We start from the raw sequence: 26,625 nt of genomic DNA, 5'->3' as shown, positions 1-26,625 counted from the left end.
GCTCGCCGCCCTCCTAATCCTTCGGCTCCACCTCGTCGACCACGACCCGACGAGTCGCGTCGGACACGACGACGCCACGGTCGGCCACCAGCACCCGGGTCGCTTCGACCGGGCGTTTCTTTAATTCGTAGCCCCCGATGATAGCCATGAAGCGACTGGCAACCGTCCTCGTGGTCCTCGCGGTCGTCCTCGCCGGCTGTAACGCCCCAGCTGGCCCCGGAACGACGACCGGCGGCGCGACCGAAGCGACCACAGTCCCCGAGACGACCAGTACCCCGCCAACCACGACGACCACCGACGATAGCGACGACGCACCCCCCGACCCGAGCGAGGACGTCATCGGGTGGGAGGACGGCGTGTGGGCGAACGAATCCATCGACGTCGACCAGTCCGACGGCCTCACCGACGAAGAGATCGAGGTGTTCGTCTCCCGCGCGATGGCGCGCGTCGAAGTCATCCGGAACAAGGAGTTCAAGGAACGCGTCCCCGTGGACGTCATCCCGCGCAGCGAGTACGCGAACCAGTCCAGTAACTCCGGGACGCCGAAAGTGCAGTCCGACTGGAACAATCAGGTCTGGGAGGCACTGTTCATCTCCAGCGAAGAGAAGAACGTCACCGACCAGATATCGCAGTTCTACTCCTCGGGCGTCGGCGGCTACTACAGTCCGAGCGAGGACGCCATCGTCATCATCTCCGACAACCCCGACACGCCAGTCATCAGTAACGCGACGCTCGTACACGAACTCCAGCACGCCCTCCAGGACCAGTACTTCGACCTCACGCAAGCGAAGTACGCCGCGCCGACCCAGGACGGGAACCTCGCGGGTGACGGCGTCATCGAAGGTGACGCGAACTACGTCGAGTACGTGTACGAGGACTACTGCATCAACGGCACGTGGGACTGCGTCGCCACGCCGTCCTCCGGCGGTGGCGGTGGCGAGTTCAACTTCGGAATCTACGTCACCATCTTCAATCCCTACGCGGACGGCCCGAACTACATCGACCGCCTGAAGCAAGCCGGTGGCTGGGACCTCGTCGACGAGGTCATCCGGAACCCGCCCGCGTCGACGGAGACGGTCATCCACGCACGGACGCCGGACGAGGCGGAGCAGCCCGCGACCATCGAGTACGAGAACACCGCGACCGACGGCTGGGAGACGTTCCCCGGCCAGGGCGTCGACGGGTACGATACCGTCGGCGAGGTGTCGATCTACTCGATGTTCTGGTACGCGTCGTACCCCGAGCGCGCCGGTGGTCTCGGCCAGGACATCGTCGACTGGCGTGCGCTCCTCAGCGCCGAGGGCGAGTTCGACCGCTACAACTACAGCGCCCCGCCGTCGGACGGCTGGGCGGGCGACCGCGTGTACCCGTACACGTCCCCGAACAGCGACGAGGACGGGTACGTGTGGGTGACCGAGTGGGACACCGAGCGGGACGCCGAACAGTTCCGGGCGGCGTACCTCGAACTCCTGAGTGGTCTCGGCGCGGAACAGGTCGACGAGAACACGTGGCGCGTGCCGAGTGGCGCGTACGCCGACGCGTTCCGCGTCGTCATCGACGGGAAGCGCGTCGTCGTCGTGAACGGGCCGGACGTCGACGCGGTCGACGCCCTCAAACCCGAGTACGCGTCCGGGTCGACGAACGCGACCGCGTCGACGAACGCCGTCGCGGTCCTCGCCTGAGGTCGGTTCGCGAGGCGGTCGAGTCCCGCGTGAACGCGCGACCGACCGCGACCGCTCGCAACACTCCTTTTACACCGTCGCCGCCAAGTGCACGTGATGCGTCGAGTCCTCGTCGCTGTCGCGCTCGTCACCGTCCTCGCGCTCACCGGCTGTTCGGCGTTCCTCGACGTCGGCGGCATCGATGAACCCGAGTCGAACCGCCCGGACCCGAGCGAGGACGTCCTCGGCTGGGAGGACGGCTACTGGTGGAACGACTCGGTCGCCGTCACCGCGAGCGACGGCCTGTCGAAGGCGGAACTCGAGGTGGTGAGTGCGCGCATGATGGCGCGCATCGAGCGCATCCGCGGCCACGAGTTCACCGAGGACGTCGAAGTGCGAGTCCTCTCTCGCGAGGAGTACCGCTCGGGCGGGAGCGACGACCCCGAGGGGTCACCGACCGAGGAGCAGCTCTGGGAGGCGACGTTCGTCGTCGGCGAGGACGCGGGCGTTGCAGCGGCGTTCGACGAACTGTACGGGTCCGCCGTCCAGGGGTACTACACGAACGGCCGGATCGTCGTCATCGGGAGCGGCGCGGACCTCGGTATCTCGCGGGCGACGCTCGTGCACGAACTCGAGCACGCACTCCAGGACCAGCAGTTGACGCTGCGCGTGGACGGTCGAACGCGTGACGCGACGCTCGCCGGCCGCGGTATCGTCGAGGGTGATGCGAACTACGTCGAGTACCTGTACGAGCAGCGGTGCGCGAACGGGACGTACGACTGCGTCGACGTGCCCGAGAGCGGCGGTGGGGCGCCCGCGGAGTACAACCGCGGGTTGTTCGCGTCGACGTTCGTCCCGTACGCGGAAGGGTCGACGTTCGTCGCGGCGATCCACGAACGCGGCGGCTGGGACGCCGTCGACGCCGTGTTCGAAGCGCAACCCGAGAGCACCGAACAGGTCATCCACCCCGAGGCATATCCCGACGAACGCCCCGACGAGGTCGACGTCGAAGACCGGTCGAACGCGGACTGGAACCCTGTCGGAAGCCCGCAGGTCGTCGGCGAGGCGACCGCGTACGCGATGTTCTGGTACAACGGCCAGATACCGAACGACCACTACGCGAGCAACGACGACCCGTTGTCGCGGTTCACGTACGACCACCCCGTCACGGCGGGGTGGGGTGGCGACCAGCTGGTCGCGTACGAGAACGACGGCGCGTACGGCTACGTTTGGCGGACGACGTGGGACAGCGACGCGGACGCTCGCGAGTTCGCGGACGCGTACCGCGACCTCCTCGCGTCGAAGGACGCGACCGCTCGAGGTGACGGCGTGTTCGTCGTTCGCGAGGGCGCGTTCGCGGACGCGTTCCGCGTCGTCCGCACTGGCGACACCGTCCTCGTCGTGAACGCGCCGACCGTCGACGCACTCGACGGCGTGCACGAACCGCGGAATCGGGCACTCGACGGCGTGCACGAACGCCGCGATCGGGCAGTCGCGCGCGCCGGGACCGACTCGCTTTTCGGCGGGCCGCTCGAAGCCGGCGTATGAGCGAGACGTTCGACACGATTCCCGACGATGCGGTGCTGTCGGGGCGGGCGACGGACGCGTACTTCGACCGGACGGTCGAAGCACTCGAAGGTGCTGGCCGGAACCCGCACGTGGTCGCGGAGGTGACGGCGGACCAGTTCCCGGACGGCGAGTTCGAGGTGTTCGCGGGCGTGAAAGACGCGGCGGCGCTCCTCGAAGGACGCGACCTCGACGTGCACGCACTCCGCGAAGGCCGCGCGTTCGACGGCGGGCCCGTGATGCGTATCGCGGGCGACTACCTCGAGTTCGCACGCCTGGAGACGTCGCTCCTCGGGTACCTGTCGCACGCGAGCGGGTTCGCGTCCGCGGCGCTGCACGCGCGCCGGGCGGCGCCCGACTCGAACGTCCTGAGCTTCGGTGCACGCCACGTGCACCCGAGTATCGCGGCGGTCGTCGAACGGAGCGCGCTCCTGGCGGGCCTGGACGGGTTCAGTCACGTCGCCGCGGGCGACGTCCTCGGCCGGGAGGCGAGCGGGACGATGCCCCACGCCCTCATGTTGTGCTTCGGGCGCGGGAACCAGGAGGCTGCGTGGCGCGCGTTCGACGACGCGGCGCCCGCGGACGTTCCACGGGTCGCGCTCTGTGACACGTTCACCGACGAGAAGGACGAGGTGCTGCGTGCGGTCGACGCGCTCGGCGACGACCTCGACGGCGTCCGCCTCGACACCACGGGCAGTCGCCGCGGCGACTTCGAGCACATCGTCCGCGAGGTCCAGTGGGCGCTCGACGTACGCGGCCACGAGGACGTCGACGTCTTCGTCTCCGGCGGCCTCGGCCCCGAGGAGCTACGCGACCTCCGGCGCGTCGTGGACGGGTTCGGCGTCGGGAGCGCCATCACGGACGCGAACCCCGTGGACTTCGCGCTCGACATCGTCGCGGTGGACGGCGACCCGGTCGCGAAACGCGGGAAGCTCGGCGGCGTCAAACAGGTGTACCGCACCGCGGACGGCGCGCATCACGTCGGGCTCGCCGACCGACCCGGCCCCACGGACGGCACGCCGCTGCTGGAACCACTTCTCAAGGACGGCGAACTCGTCCGCGAGTTCGACCTCGCGGACGCGACCGACCGCTGTCTCGCCGACGCCCGCCGCGTCGACTACTGACGCGTCGCTCGTAGCGATTGCTGCAGTCAGGGGGCGAGCAGGCGACTCGTTGCTAGCGGTGGCGTCGACGCGAGTCGCACTCCCGCCTGGACGTCGACGCACCCACGCGTCGGGCACGCCGACCGTCGCCGCGGCTCCGTACTTCAAATCTCGCTCCAGAACCAGCTCGCGGTGCGTCGAGGTCGCTAGCGGAGTTCCTGAACGCTCCCGTTGGGTTCGCGCTCGCGGAACACTTGCCCGTCGAACAGCGTCACCATGACGTCCTCGCGTTCGTACGCGTTCGGCGCCAGGCCGGCCTTCCGGCAGACGCGCGCGAGGTACTCCTCGGCGCTCCAGCCGTGCTCGAGGGGGACGGTCGGGTACAGCCACCCGGACTCGGTGCCGGTATCGATCGCCGCGCCGTGGCGCCCGATCTCGATGTCCGCGACCGGGTCGTCCGTGAGGACGACGTTGTTCACGTAGCACAGCGAGACGGTGAGGTTGTCGAGCTCGGAGGGCGTGATCTCGGAGCCACACGAGTCCTCGCTCGCCGCCTTGATGGCGGCGTCCACGATGACGTGCCCGACGCGTTCGTCGCTCTCGTAGCCGCCCGCGCACCCACGGAGGCTCCCGCGGCCGCGAGTGGATTCCAGGCGGACGAACGCGCCAGTTCGCTCGTAGAAGGCGTCACGCATACTCCCCGGTTGTTCGCGCTGCCCGTTGACGACGAACGACTCGACGGCCTCACGAGCGAGTTCGACCGCTCGTGCACCGTCATCGTACGAGAAACTGGCGGTTGTCGCCTTCGACATACACGTATTACCGGGAGGAACGCTCTTGAACGCTTTCGTTTCGACTCGACCGGTCACCGCAGGAGTTAACCACGCCAGTGGTCTACGTCGAGTCGGTAGAGAGAGCCCGGCCACCGCTGCCCCTCCGGGGCGAGCGAGGAAAGTCCCCCCACCGTCCGGGCAGGCGACTGGACGCAAGTCCAGAGCGGGAGACCGCTGGCGCTGGAACAGAAACGACACCCCGTACCGCGAGCGATGAGGCGCGAGCGGTGACGCGAGTCACCGCTCGGCGCGAACGGCGCGAGCCGTGAGCGTGCGAACCGACCCGTGAGGGGAGGGAGCTAACCCGCCGAGCCGAGACCGGTGCGAACGGATGGAACGGCGAATCCTCGCCGGTGCAAGTCCACACCACAAGGTAGCCCGGACGCGGATGTGGACGCTCAGCCGAATGCCGGGCCGAACAGAAGGGGGCTTACTCCTCTCAACCACAACCGTTCGTCGAGCGACGGCTGTGCAACTCGCGCTCCGCGCGGGTCGCGGCCGTCGCTCGCAAAACGTTGATGGAAAAGTGAACGTGCCCGCGACCAGCGAACGGTGGTTCGTGTGGTCGAGCGTCGACCGCATCGGTACAGCGACCGCGCAGCGTCGCAGCCGCGACCGCGACGCCGCCGGAACCGCGACAGCGTGCCGGCAGCGGCCCCAGGAGGTGACTGCGCCCGAACGCACCGCCAAGGTTTACGTCTCGTGTAAACCTCGCTGTGGTGGCGAGGGCGTGTTCGGTTCCTCGGTTCCTGCCCGCTGCACCGGCGGCAGCGCGCAGCACCGCCACCGCGTCCGCGACCGCACCGCGCCTGCCCTTCCCCTGCTCGCAGCACGCGCGCAGTCCTGCGCGCGCTGCTCGCGGCCGGTCGGTGGCGAATCGACCGTTCGACCACCGGCTGGCGCGCGGTGTCGCGACGCGGCGAACGCCGGTGAGCCGCGTCGCGTCGATACTGCGCGAGGGACGAGGCGCGACCGGTGGTCGCGCCGAGTCGGCTGGGGAGGGCGAGGCTGTGATGCGGTGCGGTCGCGGTCGCATGGCCCGACTCGTCGCCCCACCGAAAGATACCTGTCAGTCTACCGAAAACCAGTCTGCATGGACGAACTCGCCCAGACGGCCCGGGCGTACGAGGCCGACAGCGACGCGTTCGTCGACAAGTACGAGACCGAATCCATCGCCGCGCGCTTCTGGGACGACGTCGACCCGACGTTCCCCGGCGACCGCATCCTCGACGTCGGCTGCGGCCCCGGCACCGACACCGCCACCTTCCGCGAGCACGACTACGACGTCGTCGGCTTCGACCTCACCGCCGCCTTCCTCGACCGCGCCACCGACGCCGTCGACGCACCCTTCGTCCGCGGCGACATGCGAACCCTCCCCTTCAAATCGAACGCGTTCGACGGCATCTGGGCGAGCGCCAGCCTCCTCCACGTCCCCCGCAGCGACGCCCCCAACACACTCGAAGAGTTCCACCGCGTCCTCGACGCCCCCGGCACGCTCGTCGCGACGCTCAAACGCCAGGGTACCGACCGCCACGCCGACGGCGACCGCCACTTCGAACGCTACACGCCCGACGACCTTCGCGCACTCGCCCGCGACGCCGACTACGACACCGTCACCGTCGACGGAAGCGGCGACCGCTGGCTCGAACTCACCGCCAAACGAACCGACTGAGCGGTCGCAATCAGCCCGACCCCGTCACGCCGCCTCGTCGAAGCCGTCCTCCCACCGGAACACGCCGTTACGCTGGACGACCTCGCCATCGACCTCCATGCGCGAGTCCTCGCTCACGTCCGTTATCATATCCACGTGTACCGCCGACTCGTTCCCCGACTCGCCCTCCGGGAGGTTCGCGTCGTACGCACGACCGACCGCCATGTGGACCGTATCCCGCATCTTCTCGTCGAACAGGATGTTGTCCGTGAACCGGTCGATACCCGGATTCATCCCGATACCGAGCTCGCCGAGGCGGCGCGCGCCCTCGTCCGTGTCGAGGATGTCCCCGAGGACGTCCTCGTTCACGCCCGCCGAATAGTCGACGACCTCGCCATCCTCGAAGACGAGGTGGACGTCCCGCACCTGCTTCCCGCGGAACGTCATCGGCACGTCGAACGACACCTCGCCCTCCGTGTCGTACGGCGCCGTGAACACCTCCCCACTCGGGAGGTTGCTCGAATTATACGCCACGCTCGCCGCCGAGTTCACCGCCGTCCGCCCCTCGACGGACATCGAGATATCCGTGTGGTCACCGACGACGAGCCGCACCTCCGACCCGTCGTCCAGGATCTCCTTCATCCCCGCCATCTCCTCGGCCAGCGCCTCCCAATCCCGGAGGATGGCGTCGTACACGAAGTCCTGATACGCCTCGTACGACATCTCCGCCTGCTGCGCGAGCGCCCGCGTCGGATGCAGCGTCGACACGTAATCCAAGTCCATCCACGCCTCCCTGACGGGCTCGTCCGCCTTCGACTTCGCCGCCCGCGTCCCAGCGTCCACGTCCACCGACGCACTCGCGTTCCGACTCGCACCCAACCGCAGCCCGACATCGGCGTTCTCCACGAGCGCCAACTCGTGCTCACCCACTTCGAACTCCCCAGGATGCGCCCGCAGATACGCCCGACTCGCCTCCGCCGACGAATACAACGTCACCACGTTCGCCCCACGCTCCCCCAACGCCTCCGCCACCGCCACCGCCAACTCGTGCGCCCCCTCACTCACCGACACCACCACGTCGTCGCCCTCCTCGACGCGCGCACTCCACTCGACCAGTACCTCCGCATGCTCGCGAACTCGCGAATCCATACCACGACCACCGACCGCCACCCACAAAACCAACCCGCATCCACCGTCCCACACCACACGAACCCGCCTACTGCTTACGCACCGTATAGTTCGTCCCCACCTCGTTCATGTTCAACTCGTCAGCACGCCGCTTCGCCGACTTCCGATCCTCGAACGGGCCCTCCACCTCACGCGAACCCACCATCACGTAGTAGTCGCTCATCGAACCCCCCTATCCAGTCCACGACAAAGAGTCTCACGACTCGACGCGCGAGCGACCGCGAGAACGAAACGGATGGGCCCTGGCGGATTTGAACCACCGATCGCCCGGTGTCCCACAGTCGTGACACCCACGGCGCCGCGTTTGTGTCAGCAAACTGATATGAGCCGGGTGCTGTGAACCAGACTGAGCTAAGGGCCCTCTGTCGGCGTTTTGCAGACAGACCCTCTTGAGTCTGCCGGATACGCACCGCAACGTCGTCTAATCAATCACTGCCCGGCCCGGCGTGCACGAATCTCGGTGACCAGTTCCTCCGCCCCCTCGACGACGACGCAATCCAGGCCCTCCCGCTCGTAGTGGTCGAGTTTCCGCTCGAAATCCGCCTCGTTCGGACGCTCACCCGCAGCGAACCCGTTCACCTCGACCCAGAGGTCGACCTCCGGCAGGTAGAGGTCACTCGTCCAGTTCGTCTCCGGGACTTCGGGATGAACCTCGTACACGACGTCTCGTTCGTGCAACGCGGTCGCGACAGCCAGCTCCAGTCGGCTGTCGAGCGTCGCTCCCTGCGGTCCCTCGCACGAGACGCCGTACCGCTTGCCGGCGTCGACGTCCGCACGTTCGCACGCCTCGCGCCACGACCCGAACCGCTCTTTGATGGTATCGTCACCGTATGCACCCCGCTCGGCGTACTGACGTGACGTCAGGTGGTCGCTCTCGACCGCCTGCTGGACCGCACGGAGGTCCTGTAACATCTCCGCCGTCTCCTCGGGTCCGTACGCCTCTGGCTGTCCACGTTCCAGTCCCACATCTTCGAGCAGGTCGTTCCAGCCCCTATCGAGTCGCTTGTCTATCGTATTGAGCGACGGGAATCGGTCGTCGTTCGCCGCCTCCTCGGTCGTCGGCGCTTCGCCATTCTCGGCAGCATACGCCAGCACGGCCTCCTGCAGGTCCGCGTAATCTCCATCGTCCGTCGCTCCGGTGTGTTGGTTTCCGTAAAACTCCCCCATCGAACGAATTCACGCACTGAACCATCATAAAACTACCATATTAATAACATATTGGTTCGCTTGGTGCCTCCCTGCGCGTCGGTTGCTTCGACAGACCACGGGTGCCGCGTTGAGAGTGCTGCGAGGGTGAGAGTCCGGCGGCTATGGGGTGGTTGGTGTGGGAGGAGCGCCGTCGCCAGGACTCGAACCTGGGACAACCACGTTAACAGCGTGGTGCTCTACCATCTGAGCTACGACGGCTTCTGCATTACTGTGTTGACGCGGGTCGCTGTATAGGGCTTTCGTTTCGCCGTCGGGCGTGTGGGGGTGTGTCGTGTGGTTTGGGCGCGCTGGCGTGGCTGGCTGTGGTGGTTTCGATGGGTTTTCCGTTCGAGGCGGTGAGTGGTGTGGTATGAGCGACGAGGCCGACGCCGGCGAGGGTGACGACGCGTTCGAGCGGGTGGTGGGTGAGGTCCGCGAGTGGGTGGACCCGGACGACGCGGAGTGGGCGCGGATGCGTGAGGTGGCGGGCGAGCTCGCGGCGCGTGCGGAGGCGGCGGTCGTGGAGCTGTGTCCGGCGGCGGACGTGATGCAGGTGGGGTCGACGGCGCGCGGGACGTGGATCGCGGGGGACCGCGACGTGGACCTCTTCGTGCGGTTCCCGCCGGACGTGGACCGCGAGGACCTGGAGGCGTGGGGCCTCGAGGTCGGGCACGCGGTCCTCCCCGACGGACGCGAGGAGTACGCGGAGCATCCGTACGTCAAAGGGGAGTACGAGGGGTTCGACGTGGATTGCGTGCCGTGTTATCGCGTCGAGTCGGCCGCTGACATTCGGTCGGCGGTGGACCGGACGCCGTTCCACAACGAGTACCTGGAGAGCCGACTCGACGACGACCTGGCTGCGGACGTCCGCGTCACGAAGCAGTTCTTGAAGGGTATCGGCGTGTACGGGAGCGACCTGAAGACGCGCGGGTTCTCGGGGTACGTCACCGAGTTGCTGGTCCTCGAGTACGGTGGGTTCCGCGAGTTCGTCGAGGCGGCCGCTGGTTGGCAGCCGCCGGTGGAGTTCGACCCGGAGGGGCACGCGGCGGCGTCGTTCGACGACGCGCTCGTCGTCGTCGACCCGACGGACCCGGAGCGGAACGTCGCGGCGGTGTGTTCGACGCGGAACGTCGCGCGCCTCCAGCATCACGCGCGAGCGCTCCTCGACGAGCCGACCGTCGACCGGTTCCGGCCGCGCGACCCGGAGCCGCTCGACGAGGCGGCGGTCCGCGAGCACGTCGCGCGCCGCGGGACGACGCCGGTCGCGCTCGCGTTCGCGCCACCGGACCTGGTCGACGACCAGCTGTGGCCGCAGCTCCGCCGGTCGCTCGACGGTATCGTCGACGAACTGGACCGCCGCGGGTTCGACGTGCTGCGGTCGGCGGCGTTCGCGACCGACGACCGCGACGCGGCAGCGCTGTTCGCGGAGCTCGAGGTCGCCGAGCGCCCGGCGGTGACGCGCCACGACGGCCCGCCGGTGCACGTCGACGCGCACGCGACGGGGTTCTACGAGACGTACGCGAGCGACGAGGACGCGTACGGGCCGTTCGTCGACGACGACCGGTACGTCGTCGAACGCGACCGCGAGTTCACGACCGCCGTGGCGCTCCTCGAGAGCGACGCCGTGTTCGACGTCCGCCTCGGAACGCACGTCGAGACTGCGCTCGCGGAGGACTACGACGTGCTCGCGGGCGACGCGGTCGCAGCGCTCGCGGACGACTTCGGTGTGGAACTCGCGCGGTACTTCGACCCTGCACCGTGATCACCGAGCATACGGCGTCCGCCAGGACGCCGTTTCTCGCCGCCCGCTACCGCCCGGAGCGGTCGCCAAGTCAGTCGTCGAGCGCGTGGATCTCGCGGGCGTCGTCGAGGAGGTCGCGGACGTCGTCGTCGACGTCCTCGTCGGTCGGGATGGGGTCGCGGCCGTCGAACGTCTCGTGGACCATCGCCACGCCTTCCGCGAGCACGTCGAGGCCGTAGCCGCCTTCGAGCACGAACCCGATGGGGGCGTCGACGGCGTCGGCGAGCGCGCGAAGCCGGTCGGTCATGATGGCGTACCCTTCGGTGGAGACGCGCATCCGCGAGATGGGGTCGTGGCGGTGCGCGTCGAACCCCGCCGATATCAGGAGGAGGCCGGGGTCGTAGCGTTCGATAGCGGGTGCGACGACGTCCGCGATAGCGGCGGCGTAGTCGGCGTCGCCGGCCCCCGCCGGCAGTGGGAGGTTCAGCGTCGTGCCCTCGCCGTCGCCCTCACCGATCTCGTCCACGTCGCCCGTCCCCGGGTAGAGCCCGGACTCCTGGAGGCTCGCGAAGAACACGCGGTCGTCGTCGTACCAGATGTCCTGCGTGCCGTTCCCGTGATGGACGTCCCAGTCGACGATGGCGACGCGGTCGACGTCGCGCTCGTGGAGTGCGTAGTCCGCGGCGACCGCGACGTTGTTCACGAAACAGAACCCCATCGCGTCGTCCTCGACGGCGTGATGCCCGGGTGGCCGCCCGAGCGAGAACGGCGTCTCGCGGCCCTGGTCGCCGTCGAGCGCGCTCTCGGCGACCCACTGCGCGATTCCCGCGCTCTGCATGATCGCGTCCCAGGATTCCGCGACCGCGACCGTGTCCGGGTCCCAGTCACCGCCGCCGTCCGCGCAGAACTCGCGGAGCTCCTGGACGTAGTCGGCGTCGTGCACGCGCTCGACCGCCGAGAGCGCCGCGGGGTCGGGTTCGACGTACGCGACGCCGTGCTTGCGCTTCAAGCCCTCGCGGATCGCACGCAAGCGGTCCGGCGTCTCCGGATGCCGCGGTCCGGTGTCGTGGTCGAGGCACGTCTCGCTGTAACCGAAGTTCATCTGGAGGTCACTCGAAGAGCGCGAAGTACGTCTCGATGTCTTCAGCCTTCACGGTACGTCGGTCCGCGTGTCGCGCGAGCGTCGCCGCCGCGCTCGCGACGTTGTCCGCGTAATCCTCGAGGATGTCCGCGAGCGCGATACGGGCGTCCATCGACACGCGATACGAGTTCCCGATGTCGATGCGCGCGATGCGGTCCACGGGCGCGATCGGGAGTTCGAGGTCGTCGCCGTCGAGGTCGGCTGTCACGCCGAAGTCCGACGCCATCAGCGTCTTCCGGCCGTCCTCGGTGGCGACGTCGGCGGCGTCCACGGCGAGGTCGGCACCGTGCTCCTGGATGCGTCGCGCCAGCTCCTCGGCGGCACCAGCGCTCACGCGGAGATCGCCTGCGTTCCGTCGAATGATTGTATCCACCGGCGCGAACGGCAACTCGACGCTCATACACAACTCCGGGGTCGGCCACGCCTTAGTATTTTCCGTAGACGTAACGAGGTCGGCGGAGAACGCGCTTCGCGGACGCTCGACACGTTACGGATGCTGTCAGATCGACGGGTCTGCGACCACGACGCTGCCGACTGCGGTCAGACGACGCCGTCGAACGGGTCAGGCGACACCGCGGCCCGCGGCAGACGAGGTCTCCGAACCGGTCAGACGACGTCGTCGGCGTCGACGCGACCGTCTACGAGGTCACCGCGGACCGTGACCTCCTGGCCGAGGTGGACGTCCGCGTCCGTGTCGACGCTCATCGTCTCCTCGCCGTCGTCGAGCACCACGGGATTCCCGGCCTGGACGACGGTACCCGTGAATTCCACGCGCTCGCCGTCCTCGCGGGACCGCTGGGCGGCGACCGCGCCACCACCGGCGTCGTCCGCCGTCGCCGTCTCGCCCGCGTCGTCCGTCGAGTCGCCCGCACTCGCGTCGCCGTCGTCCGCGAACGCGTCCAGTCCGGTCGCCTCCTCGTCGCTCGCGCCGTCAGCGTCGGCGGCCGCGCTCGTCGCGTTCCCGTCGAGTACCGTCACCGAGGACCGCCAGCCGGCCGACGCTTCGAGGTCGTCCTGCCAGCCGTCCTGTATCTCCACGTCCGCGAACGCCACGCGGTCGCCGGGTCCGATGTCGTAATCCGCCTTGTCGCCCCAGAGCGCCACGCGGATGTCGCCCGAGTCGTCCTGCACGCGCACGTTCCGCACCTGGCCTTCGCTCCCGTCGTCGCGGTCGAACGTCCGCTTCGGGTCCGAGGACCGCACCACGCCCGCGATGTCCACGGTCGTATCGAGCTCCAGCTCCGCGATCGGGACCGACTCCGGCTCGTACGCGATCTCCTCGTCGAGCTCCTCGATGGCGCCGCGCTCGCCGACGTGCAGCTCGAGGTCGCCGTCGCGCTCGCGCGTGTACCCGTCCACGACCTCGACGCTGTCACCCGCCGCGACCTCGTTCACGGTCTCCGCTTGCCCGTCCCACATCGTCACGCGAACGCGCCCGGTCTCGTCGCCGAGCACGAGGTTCGCGACCTTCCCCTCGCTCCCGTCGTCGCGGTCGAACGTCCGCACCGACTCCGTATCCAGCACTTTGCCCTTCACGTTCACGTCCGACAACCCGAGCGAGAGGCCGTCGATCGTGCTCTCGCCGGAGACGTCGACGTTCACGTCCGTATCCGGCGCCGGCTCGACGTCGTCGACGTTCACCTCCACGCCGTTGTAGCCCTCCTTCGGTCGCCCACCAACCTTGAGGACGTCACCGACCTCGAGCTCCTCCTCGGCCGCATCCGCTTTCTCGTCCCAGAACGCGAGCCGGACGCTCCCCGTCTCGTCCGCCACCTCGACGTTGATGACGCGGCCGTCCGGCTGGTCGTCGCCGTCGCGCTCGAACGCGCGCTTCTCGCCGACCGACGTCACCTTCGCGACGAACTTCACCTCCTCCATTCCCGGTTCGACGTCACTCACACCCTCGACTTCGCCGTCCTCGAGTTCGTGCGCGACGAGCATCGCCGCGGACTCCTCGTCGGCGAGGCCACCCATCTGCTCGACCTTCGCCTCCACCGCCTCCCGGAACTCCTCGATGGAGACGTCTGTCTCGAGGTCCTCGTAGACGTCCTCTATCGCGCCCATAATCGTACGGTTTCGCAGGGTTGGCCGCCGCTTAAGCGTTGTCCTCTCGTCGTTTCGGCGACCGCAGTCCGCGGCGGTCGTCGTCGGCGAATACTCGGCATCGACGACCCTTACGCGGACCGCTACAAGAACCCTCGGCCCGCGGCAGCGACCGCGCCGCGACCGCCCCGTCGCCGACCGTTACCGCGTCGCGTCAGTGTCGACCGTCAGCGCGTCGCGTCGGCGACGACCGTCGTCTCGCCCTGCGCCTCGTGCTTGACCGTCACCGACTTCGGCACGCCGTTCTCCGTCCCGACACCCGCCGAGTACTCGACCATCCCGAGGCACTGCTGGCACGAATCCACGTCCGTCTCCACCGCCTTCATCGTCACCGTCAACGCGCCGTCCTTCAGCTCGATGTCGACGAACGCCGCCTCGTGGCACGGATCACTCGTCGGAATCTTCCCCTCGACCGACGCACCACTATCCGTGAACGACACCGTCGCTGAATTCTCGCTCCCACACCCAGTCTTCACGGTCTCAACCGACCGATCACCGAGCGACATCGGCTGCTCGGTCGTCGACGCCTCCGTCTCCGTCGGCTGCTCGGTCGTCGACTCACCATCGTCCTCGTCGGTCGTCGACCCGTCACCGCTCCCCGTACCGTCACTCAGACACCCCGCAACAGCGAGGGAACCAGTCACCGCACTCGCCCGTTTCAACAGCGTACGTCGCTTCATATCCCACCAAAAGCCCCCTGTTTTCAAAGCCCTTTCCCACGGTGAAAAATCACTTTCAGCCAGCCCCCGCGCTAGCAGCCCCCACGCGCCGCCCCGCGATTCCACCCCACCAACATCGTAACCCTCTTGTGTACCACCGCGAAACGTAGAGATGAGTCCGGGTAGGGTAGTGGACTATCCTCTTGGCTTGCGGAGCCAGGGACCGGAGTTCAAATCTCCGTCCGGACGTAACGGGCGTACGCCCGTACCGCAGTTTTCGGCTGTGGCATGAACTGAGAAAAAGTCATGTCGCAAGCCAACCCACGTAACAACGAACACCGACCAGCCCGCCGTCTGGCGGTTTCGGGAACGTGTCATACCAGGCACAACCCCCGACGCCGTCTATCGATCTCCGAGCGCAAGCCAACTACCAGGGTGCGCGCATGAGCGAGAATCACTCCACCATCGAGGGCATCATCCTCGTTCCCGAACCGTCGCGCGCGGAACTCGGAGAACGCCAACAACTCGACTACCAAGACCACCGTGAGAACCTGCTGGAGTGGCTGCTGGTATTCGGCAAGAATCCCAGCCACGCCGAGGGATACGCGACCGCGACCACGAAGAACACCGCCCAGCGCCTCGACGCGTTCTATCGCTGGGTCTGGAACGAGTTCGACGGCTACACGACCGACATCACGCACGAACACGCGGATGCGTACATGCGGGAACTCGCCCGAAGAGACGACGGGAACTACTCGCGGAACAACACGCAGAGTTCTATCAAGCGCCTGTTCAAGTGGCAACACCACGAGCGCGGTGGCGAACTCTGGGAGCCGGAGATCGTGTTCACGGAACCGTCCGGAACGGGCGAGCCACGGGACTACCTGACGCGCGAGGAACGGAGTCGGATACGTCAGGCGGCCCTGGAGTATGGTTCAATCCCGAGCTACGACAACCTCAGCCCCGAGGAGCGGTCCAAGTGGAAGGCGTACCTCGCCCAGCGACTCAGCAAGCACAAGCGCGACGTCACGCCTGCGGACTGGGAGCGCGCGAACAGTTGGAAGTTCCCCAGTCTCGTTTGGACGAGCCTCGACGCGGGCCTTCGACCTGTGGAGGTTGAGCGCGCACGCACGACCTGGGTGGACGTCGACAACGCAGTTCTCCGGATTCCGCGCGAGGAGAGTTCCAAGAACGACGGCAACTGGACTGTAAGCCTGCAGGAACGTACCGCGAACGCACTCGACCGCTGGCTCACCGAACGAGAACAGTACGACGACTACGCGGACACCGATGCCCTGTGGCTGACGCGCTTCGAGAACCCGTATCAGACGAACTCGCTCCGCCAAGTTCTCAAGCAACTGTTCGAGATCACCGGCATCCCCACGGAGAACCGAAAAGTGTCTTGGTATATGATACGTCATAGTGTTGGCACTTATATGGCCCGCGAGGACGGCCTGGCTGCAGCCCGCGCGCAGTTACGGCATAAGTCCGTTCGCACGACTGCTCGATACGACAACGCACCACCCGAAGACCGCCGCGATGCACTCGACCGCATGGGATAATCATGGACGACAACAACCACCCGGACATCAACGAGAACCGCTTGCTCAAACTCATCGAGGAGTACGCGAACACCACCTCGCGCGAGGAAGAACGTGAGATTGAATCACAGGTGCTGGCCGAAACTGTATGGCGAATCGACAAGGACGGCAAGATGGACAATTGGGTGTCCTTCAGCAAGGGTGAGTGGAGGTCGTTGATGGACAACGTCGAACCCCTCAACGAGAACGGGAAAATGCAACTCAGACGGCCGTTCATCAAGGACCTGTAACTCGGCTCCTCTCCCTTCTGGTGGGCATCCGCGAGAACCCGGCGACCTTCCATACGTCCTGTCACCCGAACCAGAGTGAAACCCTCCAATCCAGGCGGTACGCCGGTTATATTCGAGTCTCGTTTTATACTCAATTCGGCATATTCGCTTACTGTACCGAGACACAGATAGACTGTGTCCCCGACCCTCGTACAGCCACGGACGGCTCTCGTACTGCGTTTCAGCGGCCAAACGTAGGAAGACCCACGGAAACACAGGAAAGCCAGCACGGGCCGCTACAGGACTTCTGTGTGGGTTCTACAGGTGCATCTCTCTCCGCTGTTCTCCCCGACCTCAACAGCGTGCTATAACTCTGTCACACTACAACTGTACACCAGCTGCTATCCACTACAGTCCGTGTAGATATTTCCATGTACTTCAACGAGAAGGCCGCATCTCACACTCAAAAGTGTACATGAGGAGTGTGTTCATGTAGGCTGTCTTATTACCACTATGATTACTACCAGTATGACACCCACTTAGAAGTCCACGGTGTGATTTCTCAAGAACAGGCAGCGCTCCACGGATCTCCCGACCTTCTCGTTGTAGTCCGCCAATGAGTGACAGGACTCTTAGGACACACCGCCGGAGACTGCCTGATTACTAAACGTCTGGTTTCCGGCGCTTTGGGGTATTGAACCGGGTACTAACGACCGACATGGTTAATACCGCTCACCGAGTTATACTACTGTAGAAGAACCACCGAGGCGTAGCCTTGGTCAATCGCTTGTCTGCAGTTTTCAGCGACCAACGATGTTGACGAGTGGGGGACTTCTACGGATCTAAATATATAATGACGACTACAACTGTAGCGCCGAGTGACGACTCCACTCGGTTACTAAACGACGCAAGAGAGCGGTGTTCCCGAGCAATCAGTCAAGGATTCAACCAGGATACGCCAGTTCTCATTGAGGCACTCCCGTCTACCGGCAAGAGTTCTGGGGTGATTAGGTGGGCCGCGGATACCGGACACCCTCTAACTGTACTTACTGCTCGACACGATCTCTATGAGCAGTACGAGGGATGGTGTGACAAACACGAACTGTCGTACAAACGCCTCCCATCGTTCCACAGGGATTGTGAGACGGCAAACGGAGGTTACGGGACGACTTGGGCCAAACGAGTCGGTAAGGTGTATGATGATCAGGGGCTGTTCGGTGGTGAAATCCACAGATTCGCGCATACCCTATTCGATGAAACGTTACCTTGTCAGGAAGGGGGGAAGTGTCCCTTCTACGAGGAACGGGACTTCGATCCCGATGACTATGATGTACTTATTGGATACTACACCCATGCACACTCGTCTAAGTCCCCCTACGGTACCGATATCACCAAGGACCGATTCGTAGCCATTGACGAGTTCCCCGATGGAGCTTTCCTGAAGACCTTCGATACCGGAACGGTCACCAAGGCGGTGAACGCACTACTGGGCGACTGCGATGACAGTCCGTATCAGTTCAAGAAGGAGCTGACCAAACAACGAACCGATACCACCCTACGCGAAGCAGGAACGGAGTGGCTCACGGAGATACTTGCTGAGCGGGATGTGGTGCAGGTTGTAGAAGACATGGCTGGTGGTGCGCACGTTGATGCTGCTACAATCGCTTACGTCGTTCTCAATGCGACGGAATTGGAGAACGGCTGGGAGTACGCTACGCTCCCCAATGGACAAGTCGGGGCTATCAACCCTACTGACGAATCAGTAACCATCCTTACTCGGCCCGATATTGGGGACGCCAAGGGTGTGATTGCCCTCGATGGAACACCTACTGTCGAACTATGGCGGCTTCTGCTTGGCGAGTCGCTTACCCACGAAGCAATTCACTCTGACGAGGAGAAGGGCGAATACCTTGAGGAGGGTCTCGGAATCCGGGTAGTACGCACGAGTGAAAACGTCAAACCGTATTCGAGCGGGATACACGTCACCCCGCCGAAGGATATTGCTCTCATCGAGGGGGTGGGACTCATCGAGGAAGAACTACCATCGCTCATTTCGTCGAGGCGGGCAATCAATCAATACAAGAAACTGGGTCTTGCCGATCTCGTCGACGATTGGACTCACTACGGTGCTACGAAGGGAATAAACAACTTCGGAAAGAAGCGGGTCGGAATCGTAGTTGGAAGCCCGCACTATGGCGATCAGGAACTACAGAAATGGGGTGCGCTGGCGGGGAAATCTCTCTCACGAGCTGAAGACCAGTACGGTTCTAACGTGGACTTCGGTGACTACGGTAACAAACTGCTGTACGGGATGAGAGAGCAGGCTGTTCTCCAAGCGCTGATGCGATTCGGTCGTGATGGAGGCGGTGCGACTGTCTACGTGCATACCTCCGCTCTCCCCGAGTGGGTCCGATATAAGGCCGTTAGCCCGCAAGTACACACTTGGGTTGGTGAAAAAGAGGGGATGAAGAAGGTGATCGCCGCAATTGACGAGTTGGAGGAGAGGGAGTGGCGGTGCAGTCAGATTGTCGATGCTGTACCGCTATCGCCCCAGCAAGTCCGCACCCACCTGAACCGACTCGAAGAGTTTGGGTTTCTGAAATCACGCCGTGGAAGTGGTCGCGGAAGACCCTACATCTGGAGTGACCATGGAATCGACTCAATCGGAGATTGGGGCCATGTGAACTTCGACGTCTGACAGGGTCTTCGAAAGTCCGGCATATACACGACTATATGCGAGACTTTCGTGAACCGTGTAGTGCCGTTGGGGGGGAGTGTAAATATTTCCGCGCTCAATATTCACACGTACTTCCACGAGAAGGGCGCGAGCGAAGCGAAGCGGTTTCCACCGGGAAGGAGGCTGAGCGTAGCGAAGCCGACTGAACCGATTCACACTTGCTCACCACGGAGTCATGTGCTCCGCGACTGTGCTACTGACCCTTCGAAACTACGTGATTTCGGGGAAAATTCTCATACGATGTAACGTTTGTTGGCGGCCTCCGATTACGTCTGGTGTTGCAACCTCCCGTCGCCCGCCGCTTCTCGCTGTCTTCCACTCAGTCAGACAGCCACCAGATGGTGTTCCGCCCGCCAATCTGTTTCCGGGTGAGTTGCCCGGCCTCCTCCAGTTGTACGAGACGATTGTACACAGACCGCCGTTGCAGCGGGAGTGCGTCCGCTACCTCAGCTGTCGATAGAACTGGGTCGTCAGTCTCCTCGAACACGGCCAGGATTTCCTCGTCGGTGACGCGCGGCTTTCGCCCTGGTTTCGAGTCGCCCACATGTGAGAGGTCGTCACTCCGGCGATTAAAGATTCCGTCTAAGGGAGTAACGCGCGCACTCTGGCGTGTCAGCGGGCAGAAGATAGGTTTACTATTACTGCCGTCTAAGGAATTAACGTAGAAGGGCCGGTCCCTCGGGGCGTGAATCATCGGAAACGCCCGTGCGTTAGAGGCGCACGGACTGGCCTTCTTGGAGCAGAAAGCCAATGTCAAGTACGAAGTCTGGAAGTCAAAAGCATACCGCCGTCGAACACCTGACCTTCACCGCGCGCACCAGTCAAAGAGTATCGTGGGAGTCCTGGGAGTTCACCGTCGTCGGCCCGTACCAGGTCAAAGTCACGAACGCCAGTTACGGCTACCTGAAGGAGGACCATGCGTATGTGGTCGGTGTCGAGGAGCGCGAGGGTGTGATTGTGCCCGCGGAGTGCGAGTGTCCGGCTGATGTCCATGGAGACAAGGACTGTAAGCACAAGGTCGCGCTCGCGACGGTCGCTGGCCCGACTGTTCTTAATGCAGCGGTCGACTTCGAGAGGCCCGCGTCCAACTCCGACGCGCTGGAGAGTGCCACGACCGCGAAGGACCTGCTAACCTCGGACACGGACGTTCTCGCCGATGACCACCAAGATTGTGCGGAGTGTGCTGGCCTGTCCACGATGCCTTGCTGGGAGTGCGTCCGCGACGGGAAGCGCCATCTGAAACTCTGAGGTCTCGACTTCTACCTCCGGGGGTAACGTACTCTGTGGAAACACCTCGATTTGAGCATCTCACTATTAGTGATGCACTGAGACGATCTGAGTTGTCAGTTACAGTGCCTGCCGTCCCCGAACAATCGGGAGAGTGTTGGTTTACTCCTCAGGCTTCGTCAGGATCAGGATGTTTTCTTCAATGTCGTCGTAGTCCGCGGTCGTCGCCGCCATGTTGCGCCAAAGACGGATCTCAGGAGGTTCAAACCCGACTCGCTCTTCGGCAAGTTCACCGAGAATCTCTGCCGTCTCTACCTCAACTTGCCAGTACGAACCGGAGTCACCTACAACATACGCAGCCTTGCCACCAGGAGCAAGCAAGTCATACACTTGTTCGAAGTGGTGTTGCATCCCTGCAAAGTACTCCTCGATCACTCGGGGGTAATACTTCCCGAACCCGTGAGAGATGTCTTCATCAACAATGATCTGCTCCATCTCAGACACAATCGAGTCTACTTGGTCGTTCTCTCGGATGTCGACCTGTTCGCCTTCATCGTCGGCAACGTAGATGTTCTTCGTGTGCGAGCGGATGTTCGCCTTCTTGATTTTTTGCAAGTCCTTGTTGTCGTCAGCGGCATTAAGCCAAATGAGTTCGAGCCGCTGATTTCTCGTGTAATCGTGTTCTGCAGGGTATGGCGGGGAAGTGATGAGATAGTCCACTTCACCATTGTGTTTGTCCGTGTTTAGTAGCTCAGATTCCTCACGGAGAGTCTTCGCTAGCTGGCGAGCGTCTGCACGAATAACCTCGGTCTCGCCCGGATCAAGGTCCCCTGACTCGACAGCTGATTGGACAGTCTCCAAATCTTCCTCGATCTCGGCGAGTTTCGATTTGAAGATCGTGAACACGTCCTTATCCCCTTCCTGCTTGCGGTCACGGGTTGCTTCAGGGCCGAATCGAACGTTACCCACGTCTTCAGGCAGAATCGCAATCATCGCCAGCTTGAACAAGTCAGTCACATCGTCGTCAGGCAACTTCTCGATGTGATACTTCAGGACCTTCATCTTCTTCAGTGGCTTCTCGGAGAGCCACCCTTTCGGCGTCTTCTTGGGTTCGCTGAAGTCGTACTTGCTCAGGTCAACATCTTCGCTGTCTTGATTCCCGAAGGAGTCGAGTGTCGTGTTCCCCTGTGATGAGATCTGTTTAAAGATTGGCTCGACAGTGGCTAGAAGGTCGGCCCGCCGGTCACGGTAGTCATCAAGATCTACGTCCCAATTCGTCTTACAGCGTGCGCTTAGGACGGATGCTGGTGAGGTATCCGTGCCGATGCAATCAATACCGAGTTTCTTGGCGGCGAGTGTGGTTGTTCCCGTCCCGTTGAACGGGTCGATAATCAGGTCTTCCTGCTCGATATCAAATTCGTCGACTAAGCCTGTGATGACTCTATCTGAGAAGGCGTAGACGAACCGATACCAATCGTGGATATCTACGTCGTCTAGACGCCCGATATTTGATTGGTGCTTCAAGCTATCTGCCTCGTTGGTTTGTGTGGTCTTCATGGTTGGCGTTTAAGTTTGTGATTGTAGCGGTGGCCAGTATCTTCGCAAACACTCGGGTTATACCAAGAGCGTCTTCGCAGACAGTCGTATTATAGCTAACTTTTCTCTCTGGTGTTGGCGAGAGATTATAACTTCAGCTTCTGGATTCTGAACCATGAGCGAAGAGATCGACAGAGAAGATTTTCGTAGTCAGGCGAAGGTATTCAAGGCACTCCAATCAGAAGGCCGACTGAAGTTACTAAAGGAGGTGAGTGATCGGCAGCCCGTTTCAGCACCCGAACTAGACGACGAGTTTGAGGTTACGAGTGAGAGCATCAAGAAGAGGCTGAATCAGTTAGAGGAAGCTGGATTGCTCAAATCGTCACGGGAACGTGGACCCGGCAATCGCCCCAGGGATGAGTACGTTCTCGCATACGAAGAGAAGGGTGTGATGGTGCAGCTCGATGTTGTGCCTGACGACTATCACTTCTATCTTGGTGAATCTGACGTAGCGCCTCCGCGCTAACTCTCTTTTTTCGTTCGAGATACGACCAACTGCGAAGACTATCGCCGATTAAATTCGCAGATATGTCGGCTCTGTGTTAGTTTTACCACCCACCCCTGCCAAGGCACATGTGTCGATGGCAAAATACAAACCAATCATCAAATGGGTGTTCGACCACCAATCCGAAGAGTACGGCACAGAAGAAGAGATCCCGTTCCATCGAGATCACATCGAGATGGCGATGGAGGACTTGGATATAAGCGTCGGAAACGTACCTGACATCCCGTATGCGTACCGTAGCCGTCGCCCGCTCCCTGACGAAATCTCTAAGCATGGGTACACGGCAGTTGTCATTGATGACAAACGTGAGGGTGAAGATCCGACCTACATGTTCACGAAGACGGAGCAGTTGATTCCCGTTCCCGATACCGTGGACGAGACCCATCAAACCAGTACCAGTGTACTCCCGGAGGCTGTCCGTAAGTACATCGGGAAAGACGAGCAGGGTGCGCTCACTCAGGTGAGGTATGCTGGCCTGCTGGATGATTTCACGGAACTCGATACTTATCATCTTCAATCGCACCTCCGGATGCGTGTCCGTGGGCGTGAGGCCGAACTTGACGACCTGTATGTCGGCGTCGATGAGGACGGGAGTCACATCGCTCTAGCTGTCGAGGCGAAGGGAGAAGGTGAGACATTGAACAGGAATCAGCTCATCCGCAACACTCGGGGGATACAAGACAAGAGCGAGTACCCTAATTCGGTACGGACGCTGGCGGTCAAGCTGGACGAAGACGGCTACTTCTACCTGTTCGAGTTCGAGGTATACCAAGATGATGAGGGGGAAGACAAGTTGGAAACCGATCAAGTCTGGAAATACGACTTCCAGTCAGAGTAAACCACTATGAGCAAGTACAAAACCGTTATCGAGCGAGTGTTCGAGGATGAAGTAGAAGCAAACGGTGTAAACAGAGAGTTGAGGTTCACTCTGGATGATTTGGAGGAAGCAATCAAAACGATGGGTCTCGAAGTGCGCTGTGCGCCTGACATCCCCTACATGTACGGGGCGAAGCGTCCCCTCCCTGAATCAATCGCCGGTCATGGCTACACCGGCATAGAAGTTGCCGAGAACGGAGACGAAGCCCAAGTGATGTACAAGTTCGCTCGGTGATCGAGAGCAACCCGCGTTCGTTCTCGACGACTTCCACCAGGTCCAGAACCCGCGCGTGATGGACGACGACTACTTCGACATGGTGCTGGAGAAGTAGGACGAGCTGGCTTGAGGATTGTGACTCAAAGTTAGACGCTAAACCCCATCTTCCGGCTAATTACATCCCCTCCAGTTGGTCCTATCCAGGGGGTTTCACCCTACAACTAATATAGGACTTTACCGTGGTTGTCGCCACCGCCAGCGCAGTAGGTTTTATGTAGTCTCGCCCCTTCTAACCTATCGTCACAGCCGAAACACGGCTCGCAAGACCACCATACTTGGGCCGATTCAAGTACTATCACTTCCTCGGAACGAAGTGACGAGGCGGCTTGCGGAGCCAGGGACCGGAGTTCAAATCTCCGTCCGGACGTTTTCAGCGGACAACAACGACGAGCGTAGCGAGGAGTGCGTCCGCTGAAAACGGACGCGCGGAGATTTGAGCAAGCGAGTCGCAGCGCGCGAACGCAGTGAGCGCGACCGTCTCGCCCAGTTCAAATCTCCGTCCGGACGTTCCTTCGTTCCTTCACTTCGTTCAGTCACTTCGTCACGTCCGGACGTGCCCCCGCTCGCTGGCGCTCGCGGGGACTCCGTCCGGACTTGCTAGTTGGTTTGTGTAGTGGTCGCTGCGATTGTGGGGACTCCGACCGAGCGTGAGCGCTCGGTCGTGCTCGACGCTCGCGGTGCTCGCGTCGAACTCCGTCCGGACGTTCCTTCGTTCCTTCACTTCGTTCAGTCACTTCGTCACGTCCGGACGTGCCCCCGCTCGCTGGCGCTCGCGGGGACTCCGTCCGGACTTGCTAGTTGGTTATTGTGTAGTGGTCGCTGCGCTCGTGGGGGACTCGGTCAGTCGTCGCGGGTCTTGTCGGTGACGACCTCGGTGACTGGTTCGTCGCTGTCTTCGGGCGTGTATTCGTGGGCGACGACGAGCGAGTGGGGGTCGCGGTTCGTCTGGATGGTGGCGGTGTACTCGACGTGCCCGATGCAGGACTGGCAGCTGTCGGCGTCGGTCGGGGTCGTCCCGATCGTCACTTCGAGGACGCCGCCGAGAACGCGCTCGGCGACGAACTGGGCGTCGTGGCAGGGCGTCGACGCCTGCACGGCGCCGGTGACCGTTGCGCCGCTGTCGGTGAACTCGATGCTACCGGTGTTCTTCGCGCCGCACGCGGTACTCGTGGTCTCGATAGCCTTCGACTCCACGGTGAGTTCGGGTTGCGTCGTCGTTCGCTCGGTGTCGCTCGTGGTCGTGTCGGTGTCGTTCGTGGTCGTGTCGGTGTCGTTCGTCGTGGGCTCGGTGCCGTCGCCACCGAGGCTGTCGAGACAGCCGGCGAGGGAACCGAGGGCGGTCGTTGCGGTCGTCGCTCGGAGGAGGGCACGGCGTCGCATACCTGTGCGTGAGGGAGCGACCGGCGGAAGTCTTGTGTTGACTGAAAGAACGAATTGACCGAAGTCAGGGCTCGGCGTGTGGTCGCCGAGTCTGTGTGGTTCCGTCGAGAGGGAAGGTGGTTTGTCCGTCGCGGCCGTACGAGGTGGCGTGCGAGCGAACGTTCGTGCGGGCGTGGCGTTGTTCAACGACGGGTACTATCACGCGGCCCACGACCCGCTGGAGGCGGCGTGGTTGGCGAGCGACCGCGACGACCTCGATGGCCGGTTCCTGCAGGGGCTCGTGCAGTTGACGGCGGCGGTGCATCACGCTCGCGGCCGGAACTGGGTGGGTTGCGTCGGACTGGCGTCGAGTGCGCGCGAGTACCTCGACGACGTCCCCGACGCGTACGGGGGCGTTGACGTGGCACTCGTGCGGCGCGTGCTCGAGACGCTCGCGAGCGACCCCGAGGTCGTCGAACGCCGCCCGATGCCCGAACTCGCGGTCGACGGCGAGCGCGTGACGCGCGACCGCCTCGACCTCGACGCGGTCGAACTCGTCGCCGAAGCGCTCGCGGAGGAACGCGGACTCGACGAATCGGTCGTCGAGCGCGCCGCGGCGTACGCTCGCGAGGACCGCGACCGCGAGCAGGCGGCGGACGACCTCGCCGCGAGCGGCCGGAACGAGGCCGCGAAGCTCGAACGGTTCCTCGTGGACTTCGCGACCGCGGACGACGACTACGGTATCGTCTACCAGCGGCTCAGCGAGCACGTCGAGCGCCGCGACCACCGCGCGAGCGACGTCGACGGACTCTTCGACTGAGCGCTCTCGACCACGACCCACCGACGAGGTTTACGTGTACTGTAAACTCGGGCTGTGGTCGCTGGACGGTCGCGGTTGCGGTCGAGTCACTCGCCGCCGGCGCGGCGCTTCCAGTCGCGCTCCTGCGCTCGCTCCTTCACGTGTCGTTGGCCGTCCGCGAGGTCGTCGCTGGCGCGTTCGCCGAACGCGACGATGTCGTCGAGGAACGCGTCCTGGTACGTCTCGAGGATGTCGTACGACCAGCGGCCCTGGTCGTCGGGGTGCGTGCTCTCGATGACGCCACGCGGGAGGAAGTCGTCGCGGATGGCGTTCGCGAGGTCGTCGTGGCCGGCGTCGCGGAGGCGGGCTTCGGCGTCGGCGAGGTGGTCCATGCCGCGGCCGGTCGCGTGGTGGAACGCGACGAGGTGGCCGTGCGCGCGGTGGAGGTGCTCGATACCGAGGTCTATCTCGTGGAGCGCGTCGACCTCCACGTCGGTCAACCCCGAATTATGGGCTTCGTTACCAGTACTCATATGATTGGGTACGTGCTGCTCGGACTTAGCGTTCATTCGTTCCCGGGGGTCGCCGCGAGAACTCTCACGGAA

26 protein-coding genes, 3 tRNA genes and 1 other RNA gene are annotated in these 26,625 nt (G+C 63.5%); 15 read left to right on the top strand and 15 right to left on the bottom strand.

Annotated elements, in window-relative coordinates; genetic code table 11:
- Positions 1 to 13: 13 nt before the first annotated feature.
- Positions 14 to 148 carry a hypothetical protein gene (locus VYJ16_RS14740; protein WP_336351059.1) on the bottom strand — a complete coding sequence of 45 codons (135 nt, stop codon included), beginning with the start codon at positions 146 to 148 and terminating at the stop codon, positions 14 to 16.
- On the opposite strand from VYJ16_RS14740, the gene VYJ16_RS14735 reads away from it, so the two are divergent.
- From VYJ16_RS14735 to VYJ16_RS14725, 3 genes are all read left to right on the top strand, one after another.
- Positions 138 to 1,682, top strand: a complete 1,545-nt coding sequence (locus VYJ16_RS14735; protein WP_379762489.1) for an Hvo_1808 family surface protein — start codon at positions 138 to 140, stop codon at positions 1,680 to 1,682. The genes VYJ16_RS14740 and VYJ16_RS14735 overlap by 11 nt on opposite strands.
- Positions 1,683 to 1,778: 96 nt before the next feature.
- Entirely contained in the window at positions 1,779 to 3,209 is a 1,431-nt protein-coding gene (locus VYJ16_RS14730; protein WP_336351057.1) for an Hvo_1808 family surface protein, read from the top strand.
- Complete coding sequence (locus VYJ16_RS14725) at positions 3,206 to 4,351, top strand: nicotinate phosphoribosyltransferase (RefSeq protein ID WP_336351056.1); 1,146 nt, start codon at positions 3,206 to 3,208, stop codon at positions 4,349 to 4,351. Before VYJ16_RS14730 ends, VYJ16_RS14725 begins: the two co-directional genes overlap by 4 nt.
- A gap of 185 nt (positions 4,352 to 4,536) precedes the next feature.
- On the opposite strand, the gene VYJ16_RS14720 is transcribed toward VYJ16_RS14725, so the two are convergent.
- The gene (locus tag VYJ16_RS14720; protein ID WP_336351055.1) at positions 4,537 to 5,142 is read right to left on the bottom strand and encodes a TIGR00296 family protein; all 606 of its coding nucleotides are present in this window, start codon (positions 5,140 to 5,142) and stop codon (positions 4,537 to 4,539) included.
- A gap of 94 nt (positions 5,143 to 5,236) precedes the next feature.
- On the opposite strand from VYJ16_RS14720, the gene rnpB reads away from it, so the two are divergent.
- Positions 5,237 to 5,608: RNase P RNA component (gene rnpB / locus VYJ16_RS14715), an RNA gene on the top strand.
- A 648-nt stretch (positions 5,609 to 6,256) separates the two neighbouring features.
- Positions 6,257 to 6,835, top strand: coding sequence for a class I SAM-dependent methyltransferase (locus VYJ16_RS14710; protein ID WP_336351054.1), 579 nt, complete (start codon positions 6,257 to 6,259; stop codon positions 6,833 to 6,835).
- 24 nt (positions 6,836 to 6,859) lie between these two features.
- Here VYJ16_RS14710 and VYJ16_RS14705 read toward each other — a convergent pair whose 3' ends face one another.
- From VYJ16_RS14705 to VYJ16_RS14685, 5 genes are all read right to left on the bottom strand, one after another.
- The gene (locus VYJ16_RS14705; RefSeq protein WP_336351053.1) at positions 6,860 to 7,963 is read right to left on the bottom strand and encodes an aminopeptidase; all 1,104 of its coding nucleotides are present in this window, start codon (positions 7,961 to 7,963) and stop codon (positions 6,860 to 6,862) included.
- A 67-nt stretch (positions 7,964 to 8,030) separates the two neighbouring features.
- Positions 8,031 to 8,165, bottom strand: coding sequence for a hypothetical protein (locus VYJ16_RS14700; protein ID WP_336351052.1), 135 nt, complete (start codon positions 8,163 to 8,165; stop codon positions 8,031 to 8,033).
- A gap of 73 nt (positions 8,166 to 8,238) precedes the next feature.
- Positions 8,239 to 8,363 (bottom strand) — tRNA-Ile (locus tag VYJ16_RS14695).
- Between the two features lie 68 nt (positions 8,364 to 8,431).
- Positions 8,432 to 9,169, bottom strand: coding sequence for a homing endonuclease associated repeat-containing protein (locus VYJ16_RS14690; RefSeq protein WP_336351051.1), 738 nt, complete (start codon positions 9,167 to 9,169; stop codon positions 8,432 to 8,434).
- Positions 9,170 to 9,336: 167 nt separating this feature from the next.
- Positions 9,337 to 9,409: transfer RNA gene (locus tag VYJ16_RS14685), tRNA-Asn, on the bottom strand.
- 151 nt (positions 9,410 to 9,560) lie between these two features.
- On the opposite strand from VYJ16_RS14685, the gene cca reads away from it, so the two are divergent.
- Complete coding sequence (gene cca, locus VYJ16_RS14680; protein ID WP_336351050.1) at positions 9,561 to 10,952, top strand: CCA tRNA nucleotidyltransferase; 1,392 nt, start codon at positions 9,561 to 9,563, stop codon at positions 10,950 to 10,952.
- 70 nt (positions 10,953 to 11,022) lie between these two features.
- On the opposite strand, the gene VYJ16_RS14675 is transcribed toward cca, so the two are convergent.
- The 4 genes from VYJ16_RS14675 to VYJ16_RS14660 all read right to left on the bottom strand — a co-directional run bounded on the left by VYJ16_RS14675 (position 11,023) and on the right by VYJ16_RS14660 (position 14,855).
- The gene (locus VYJ16_RS14675; RefSeq protein ID WP_336351049.1) at positions 11,023 to 12,033 is read right to left on the bottom strand and encodes a histone deacetylase family protein; all 1,011 of its coding nucleotides are present in this window, start codon (positions 12,031 to 12,033) and stop codon (positions 11,023 to 11,025) included.
- A 7-nt stretch (positions 12,034 to 12,040) separates the two neighbouring features.
- On the bottom strand, positions 12,041 to 12,472 hold the full coding sequence (locus tag VYJ16_RS14670) for a histone (protein WP_336351048.1): 432 nt from the start codon (positions 12,470 to 12,472) through the stop codon (positions 12,041 to 12,043).
- A gap of 206 nt (positions 12,473 to 12,678) precedes the next feature.
- The gene (locus VYJ16_RS14665; protein WP_336351047.1) at positions 12,679 to 14,136 is read right to left on the bottom strand and encodes a single-stranded DNA binding protein; all 1,458 of its coding nucleotides are present in this window, start codon (positions 14,134 to 14,136) and stop codon (positions 12,679 to 12,681) included.
- A gap of 206 nt (positions 14,137 to 14,342) precedes the next feature.
- Positions 14,343 to 14,855, bottom strand: coding sequence for a hypothetical protein (locus VYJ16_RS14660; RefSeq protein ID WP_336351046.1), 513 nt, complete (start codon positions 14,853 to 14,855; stop codon positions 14,343 to 14,345).
- 155 nt (positions 14,856 to 15,010) lie between these two features.
- On the opposite strand from VYJ16_RS14660, the gene VYJ16_RS14655 reads away from it, so the two are divergent.
- The 4 genes from VYJ16_RS14655 to VYJ16_RS14640 all read left to right on the top strand — a co-directional run bounded on the left by VYJ16_RS14655 (position 15,011) and on the right by VYJ16_RS14640 (position 19,342).
- A tRNA-Arg gene (locus tag VYJ16_RS14655) sits at positions 15,011 to 15,083 on the top strand.
- 194 nt (positions 15,084 to 15,277) lie between these two features.
- Positions 15,278 to 16,396 carry a tyrosine-type recombinase/integrase gene (locus tag VYJ16_RS14650; RefSeq protein WP_336351045.1) on the top strand — a complete coding sequence of 373 codons (1,119 nt, stop codon included), beginning with the start codon at positions 15,278 to 15,280 and terminating at the stop codon, positions 16,394 to 16,396.
- A 2-nt stretch (positions 16,397 to 16,398) separates the two neighbouring features.
- Complete coding sequence (locus VYJ16_RS14645; RefSeq protein WP_336351044.1) at positions 16,399 to 16,665, top strand: hypothetical protein; 267 nt, start codon at positions 16,399 to 16,401, stop codon at positions 16,663 to 16,665.
- 1,171 nt (positions 16,666 to 17,836) lie between these two features.
- Entirely contained in the window at positions 17,837 to 19,342 is a 1,506-nt protein-coding gene (locus VYJ16_RS14640) for a helix-turn-helix domain-containing protein (RefSeq protein ID WP_336351043.1), read from the top strand.
- Positions 19,343 to 19,700: 358 nt separating this feature from the next.
- Here the strand turns inward: VYJ16_RS14640 and VYJ16_RS14635 are convergent, their stop codons facing one another.
- The gene (locus VYJ16_RS14635) at positions 19,701 to 19,925 is read right to left on the bottom strand and encodes a FaeA/PapI family transcriptional regulator (RefSeq protein WP_336351042.1); all 225 of its coding nucleotides are present in this window, start codon (positions 19,923 to 19,925) and stop codon (positions 19,701 to 19,703) included.
- Between the two features lie 206 nt (positions 19,926 to 20,131).
- Here VYJ16_RS14635 and VYJ16_RS14630 point away from each other — a divergent pair, with 206 nt between their 5' ends.
- Entirely contained in the window at positions 20,132 to 20,629 is a 498-nt protein-coding gene (locus VYJ16_RS14630; RefSeq protein WP_336351041.1) for an SWIM zinc finger family protein, read from the top strand.
- Between the two features lie 141 nt (positions 20,630 to 20,770).
- Here the strand turns inward: VYJ16_RS14630 and VYJ16_RS14625 are convergent, their stop codons facing one another.
- Positions 20,771 to 22,165 (bottom strand): DNA methyltransferase, encoded by a 1,395-nt coding sequence (locus VYJ16_RS14625; protein WP_336351040.1) that lies wholly within the window; start codon positions 22,163 to 22,165, stop codon positions 20,771 to 20,773.
- A 154-nt stretch (positions 22,166 to 22,319) separates the two neighbouring features.
- On the opposite strand from VYJ16_RS14625, the gene VYJ16_RS14620 reads away from it, so the two are divergent.
- The 3 genes from VYJ16_RS14620 to VYJ16_RS14610 all read left to right on the top strand — a co-directional run bounded on the left by VYJ16_RS14620 (position 22,320) and on the right by VYJ16_RS14610 (position 23,820).
- A complete protein-coding gene (locus tag VYJ16_RS14620; protein ID WP_336351039.1) occupies positions 22,320 to 22,670 on the top strand; it encodes a winged helix-turn-helix domain-containing protein in 351 nt (116 codons plus the stop codon).
- 115 nt (positions 22,671 to 22,785) lie between these two features.
- Positions 22,786 to 23,547 carry a hypothetical protein gene (locus tag VYJ16_RS14615; protein ID WP_336351038.1) on the top strand — a complete coding sequence of 254 codons (762 nt, stop codon included), beginning with the start codon at positions 22,786 to 22,788 and terminating at the stop codon, positions 23,545 to 23,547.
- A gap of 6 nt (positions 23,548 to 23,553) precedes the next feature.
- Positions 23,554 to 23,820 (top strand): hypothetical protein, encoded by a 267-nt coding sequence (locus VYJ16_RS14610; protein ID WP_336351037.1) that lies wholly within the window; start codon positions 23,554 to 23,556, stop codon positions 23,818 to 23,820.
- Between the two features lie 882 nt (positions 23,821 to 24,702).
- Here VYJ16_RS14610 and VYJ16_RS14605 read toward each other — a convergent pair.
- Positions 24,703 to 25,242 (bottom strand): hypothetical protein, encoded by a 540-nt coding sequence (locus VYJ16_RS14605; protein ID WP_336351036.1) that lies wholly within the window; start codon positions 25,240 to 25,242, stop codon positions 24,703 to 24,705.
- A 148-nt stretch (positions 25,243 to 25,390) separates the two neighbouring features.
- On the opposite strand from VYJ16_RS14605, the gene VYJ16_RS14600 reads away from it, so the two are divergent.
- Complete coding sequence (locus VYJ16_RS14600; protein ID WP_336351035.1) at positions 25,391 to 26,041, top strand: DUF309 domain-containing protein; 651 nt, start codon at positions 25,391 to 25,393, stop codon at positions 26,039 to 26,041.
- An 86-nt stretch (positions 26,042 to 26,127) separates the two neighbouring features.
- Here the strand turns inward: VYJ16_RS14600 and VYJ16_RS14595 are convergent, their stop codons facing one another.
- Positions 26,128 to 26,553 (bottom strand): hypothetical protein, encoded by a 426-nt coding sequence (locus VYJ16_RS14595; protein WP_336351034.1) that lies wholly within the window; start codon positions 26,551 to 26,553, stop codon positions 26,128 to 26,130.
- Positions 26,554 to 26,625 lie beyond the last annotated feature (72 nt).

Source organism: Halorubellus litoreus (assembly GCF_037081675.1).
Classification (GTDB): Archaea; Halobacteriota; Halobacteria; order Halobacteriales; family Natrialbaceae; genus Halorubellus; species Halorubellus litoreus.
This window is presented reverse-complemented; position numbering and strand designations above follow the sequence as displayed.

What these genes read in the sequence shown, in the direction of transcription:
- VYJ16_RS14735 (WP_379762489.1), top strand. Translation starts at nt 138, where the DNA reads ATGATAGCCATGAAGCGACTGGCAACCGTCCTCGTGGTCCTCGCGGTC.
- VYJ16_RS14740 (WP_336351059.1), bottom strand. Translation starts at nt 148, where the DNA reads ATGGCTATCATCGGGGGCTACGAATTAAAGAAACGCCCGGTCGAAGCG.
- VYJ16_RS14730 (WP_336351057.1), top strand. Translation starts at nt 1,779, where the DNA reads ATGCGTCGAGTCCTCGTCGCTGTCGCGCTCGTCACCGTCCTCGCGCTC.
- VYJ16_RS14725 (WP_336351056.1), top strand. Translation starts at nt 3,206, where the DNA reads ATGAGCGAGACGTTCGACACGATTCCCGACGATGCGGTGCTGTCGGGG.
- VYJ16_RS14720 (WP_336351055.1), bottom strand. Translation starts at nt 5,142, where the DNA reads ATGTCGAAGGCGACAACCGCCAGTTTCTCGTACGATGACGGTGCACGA.
- VYJ16_RS14710 (WP_336351054.1), top strand. Translation starts at nt 6,257, where the DNA reads ATGGACGAACTCGCCCAGACGGCCCGGGCGTACGAGGCCGACAGCGAC.
- VYJ16_RS14705 (WP_336351053.1), bottom strand. Translation starts at nt 7,963, where the DNA reads ATGGATTCGCGAGTTCGCGAGCATGCGGAGGTACTGGTCGAGTGGAGT.
- VYJ16_RS14700 (WP_336351052.1), bottom strand. Translation starts at nt 8,165, where the DNA reads ATGAGCGACTACTACGTGATGGTGGGTTCGCGTGAGGTGGAGGGCCCG.
- VYJ16_RS14690 (WP_336351051.1), bottom strand. Translation starts at nt 9,169, where the DNA reads ATGGGGGAGTTTTACGGAAACCAACACACCGGAGCGACGGACGATGGA.
- cca (WP_336351050.1), top strand. Translation starts at nt 9,561, where the DNA reads ATGAGCGACGAGGCCGACGCCGGCGAGGGTGACGACGCGTTCGAGCGG.
- VYJ16_RS14675 (WP_336351049.1), bottom strand. Translation starts at nt 12,033, where the DNA reads ATGAACTTCGGTTACAGCGAGACGTGCCTCGACCACGACACCGGACCG.
- VYJ16_RS14670 (WP_336351048.1), bottom strand. Translation starts at nt 12,472, where the DNA reads ATGAGCGTCGAGTTGCCGTTCGCGCCGGTGGATACAATCATTCGACGG.
- VYJ16_RS14665 (WP_336351047.1), bottom strand. Translation starts at nt 14,136, where the DNA reads ATGGGCGCGATAGAGGACGTCTACGAGGACCTCGAGACAGACGTCTCC.
- VYJ16_RS14660 (WP_336351046.1), bottom strand. Translation starts at nt 14,855, where the DNA reads ATGAAGCGACGTACGCTGTTGAAACGGGCGAGTGCGGTGACTGGTTCC.
- VYJ16_RS14650 (WP_336351045.1), top strand. Translation starts at nt 15,278, where the DNA reads ATGAGCGAGAATCACTCCACCATCGAGGGCATCATCCTCGTTCCCGAA.
- VYJ16_RS14645 (WP_336351044.1), top strand. Translation starts at nt 16,399, where the DNA reads ATGGACGACAACAACCACCCGGACATCAACGAGAACCGCTTGCTCAAA.
- VYJ16_RS14630 (WP_336351041.1), top strand. Translation starts at nt 20,132, where the DNA reads ATGTCAAGTACGAAGTCTGGAAGTCAAAAGCATACCGCCGTCGAACAC.
- VYJ16_RS14625 (WP_336351040.1), bottom strand. Translation starts at nt 22,165, where the DNA reads ATGAAGACCACACAAACCAACGAGGCAGATAGCTTGAAGCACCAATCA.
- VYJ16_RS14620 (WP_336351039.1), top strand. Translation starts at nt 22,320, where the DNA reads ATGAGCGAAGAGATCGACAGAGAAGATTTTCGTAGTCAGGCGAAGGTA.
- VYJ16_RS14615 (WP_336351038.1), top strand. Translation starts at nt 22,786, where the DNA reads ATGGCAAAATACAAACCAATCATCAAATGGGTGTTCGACCACCAATCC.
- VYJ16_RS14610 (WP_336351037.1), top strand. Translation starts at nt 23,554, where the DNA reads ATGAGCAAGTACAAAACCGTTATCGAGCGAGTGTTCGAGGATGAAGTA.
- VYJ16_RS14605 (WP_336351036.1), bottom strand. Translation starts at nt 25,242, where the DNA reads ATGCGACGCCGTGCCCTCCTCCGAGCGACGACCGCAACGACCGCCCTC.
- VYJ16_RS14595 (WP_336351034.1), bottom strand. Translation starts at nt 26,553, where the DNA reads ATGAGTACTGGTAACGAAGCCCATAATTCGGGGTTGACCGACGTGGAG.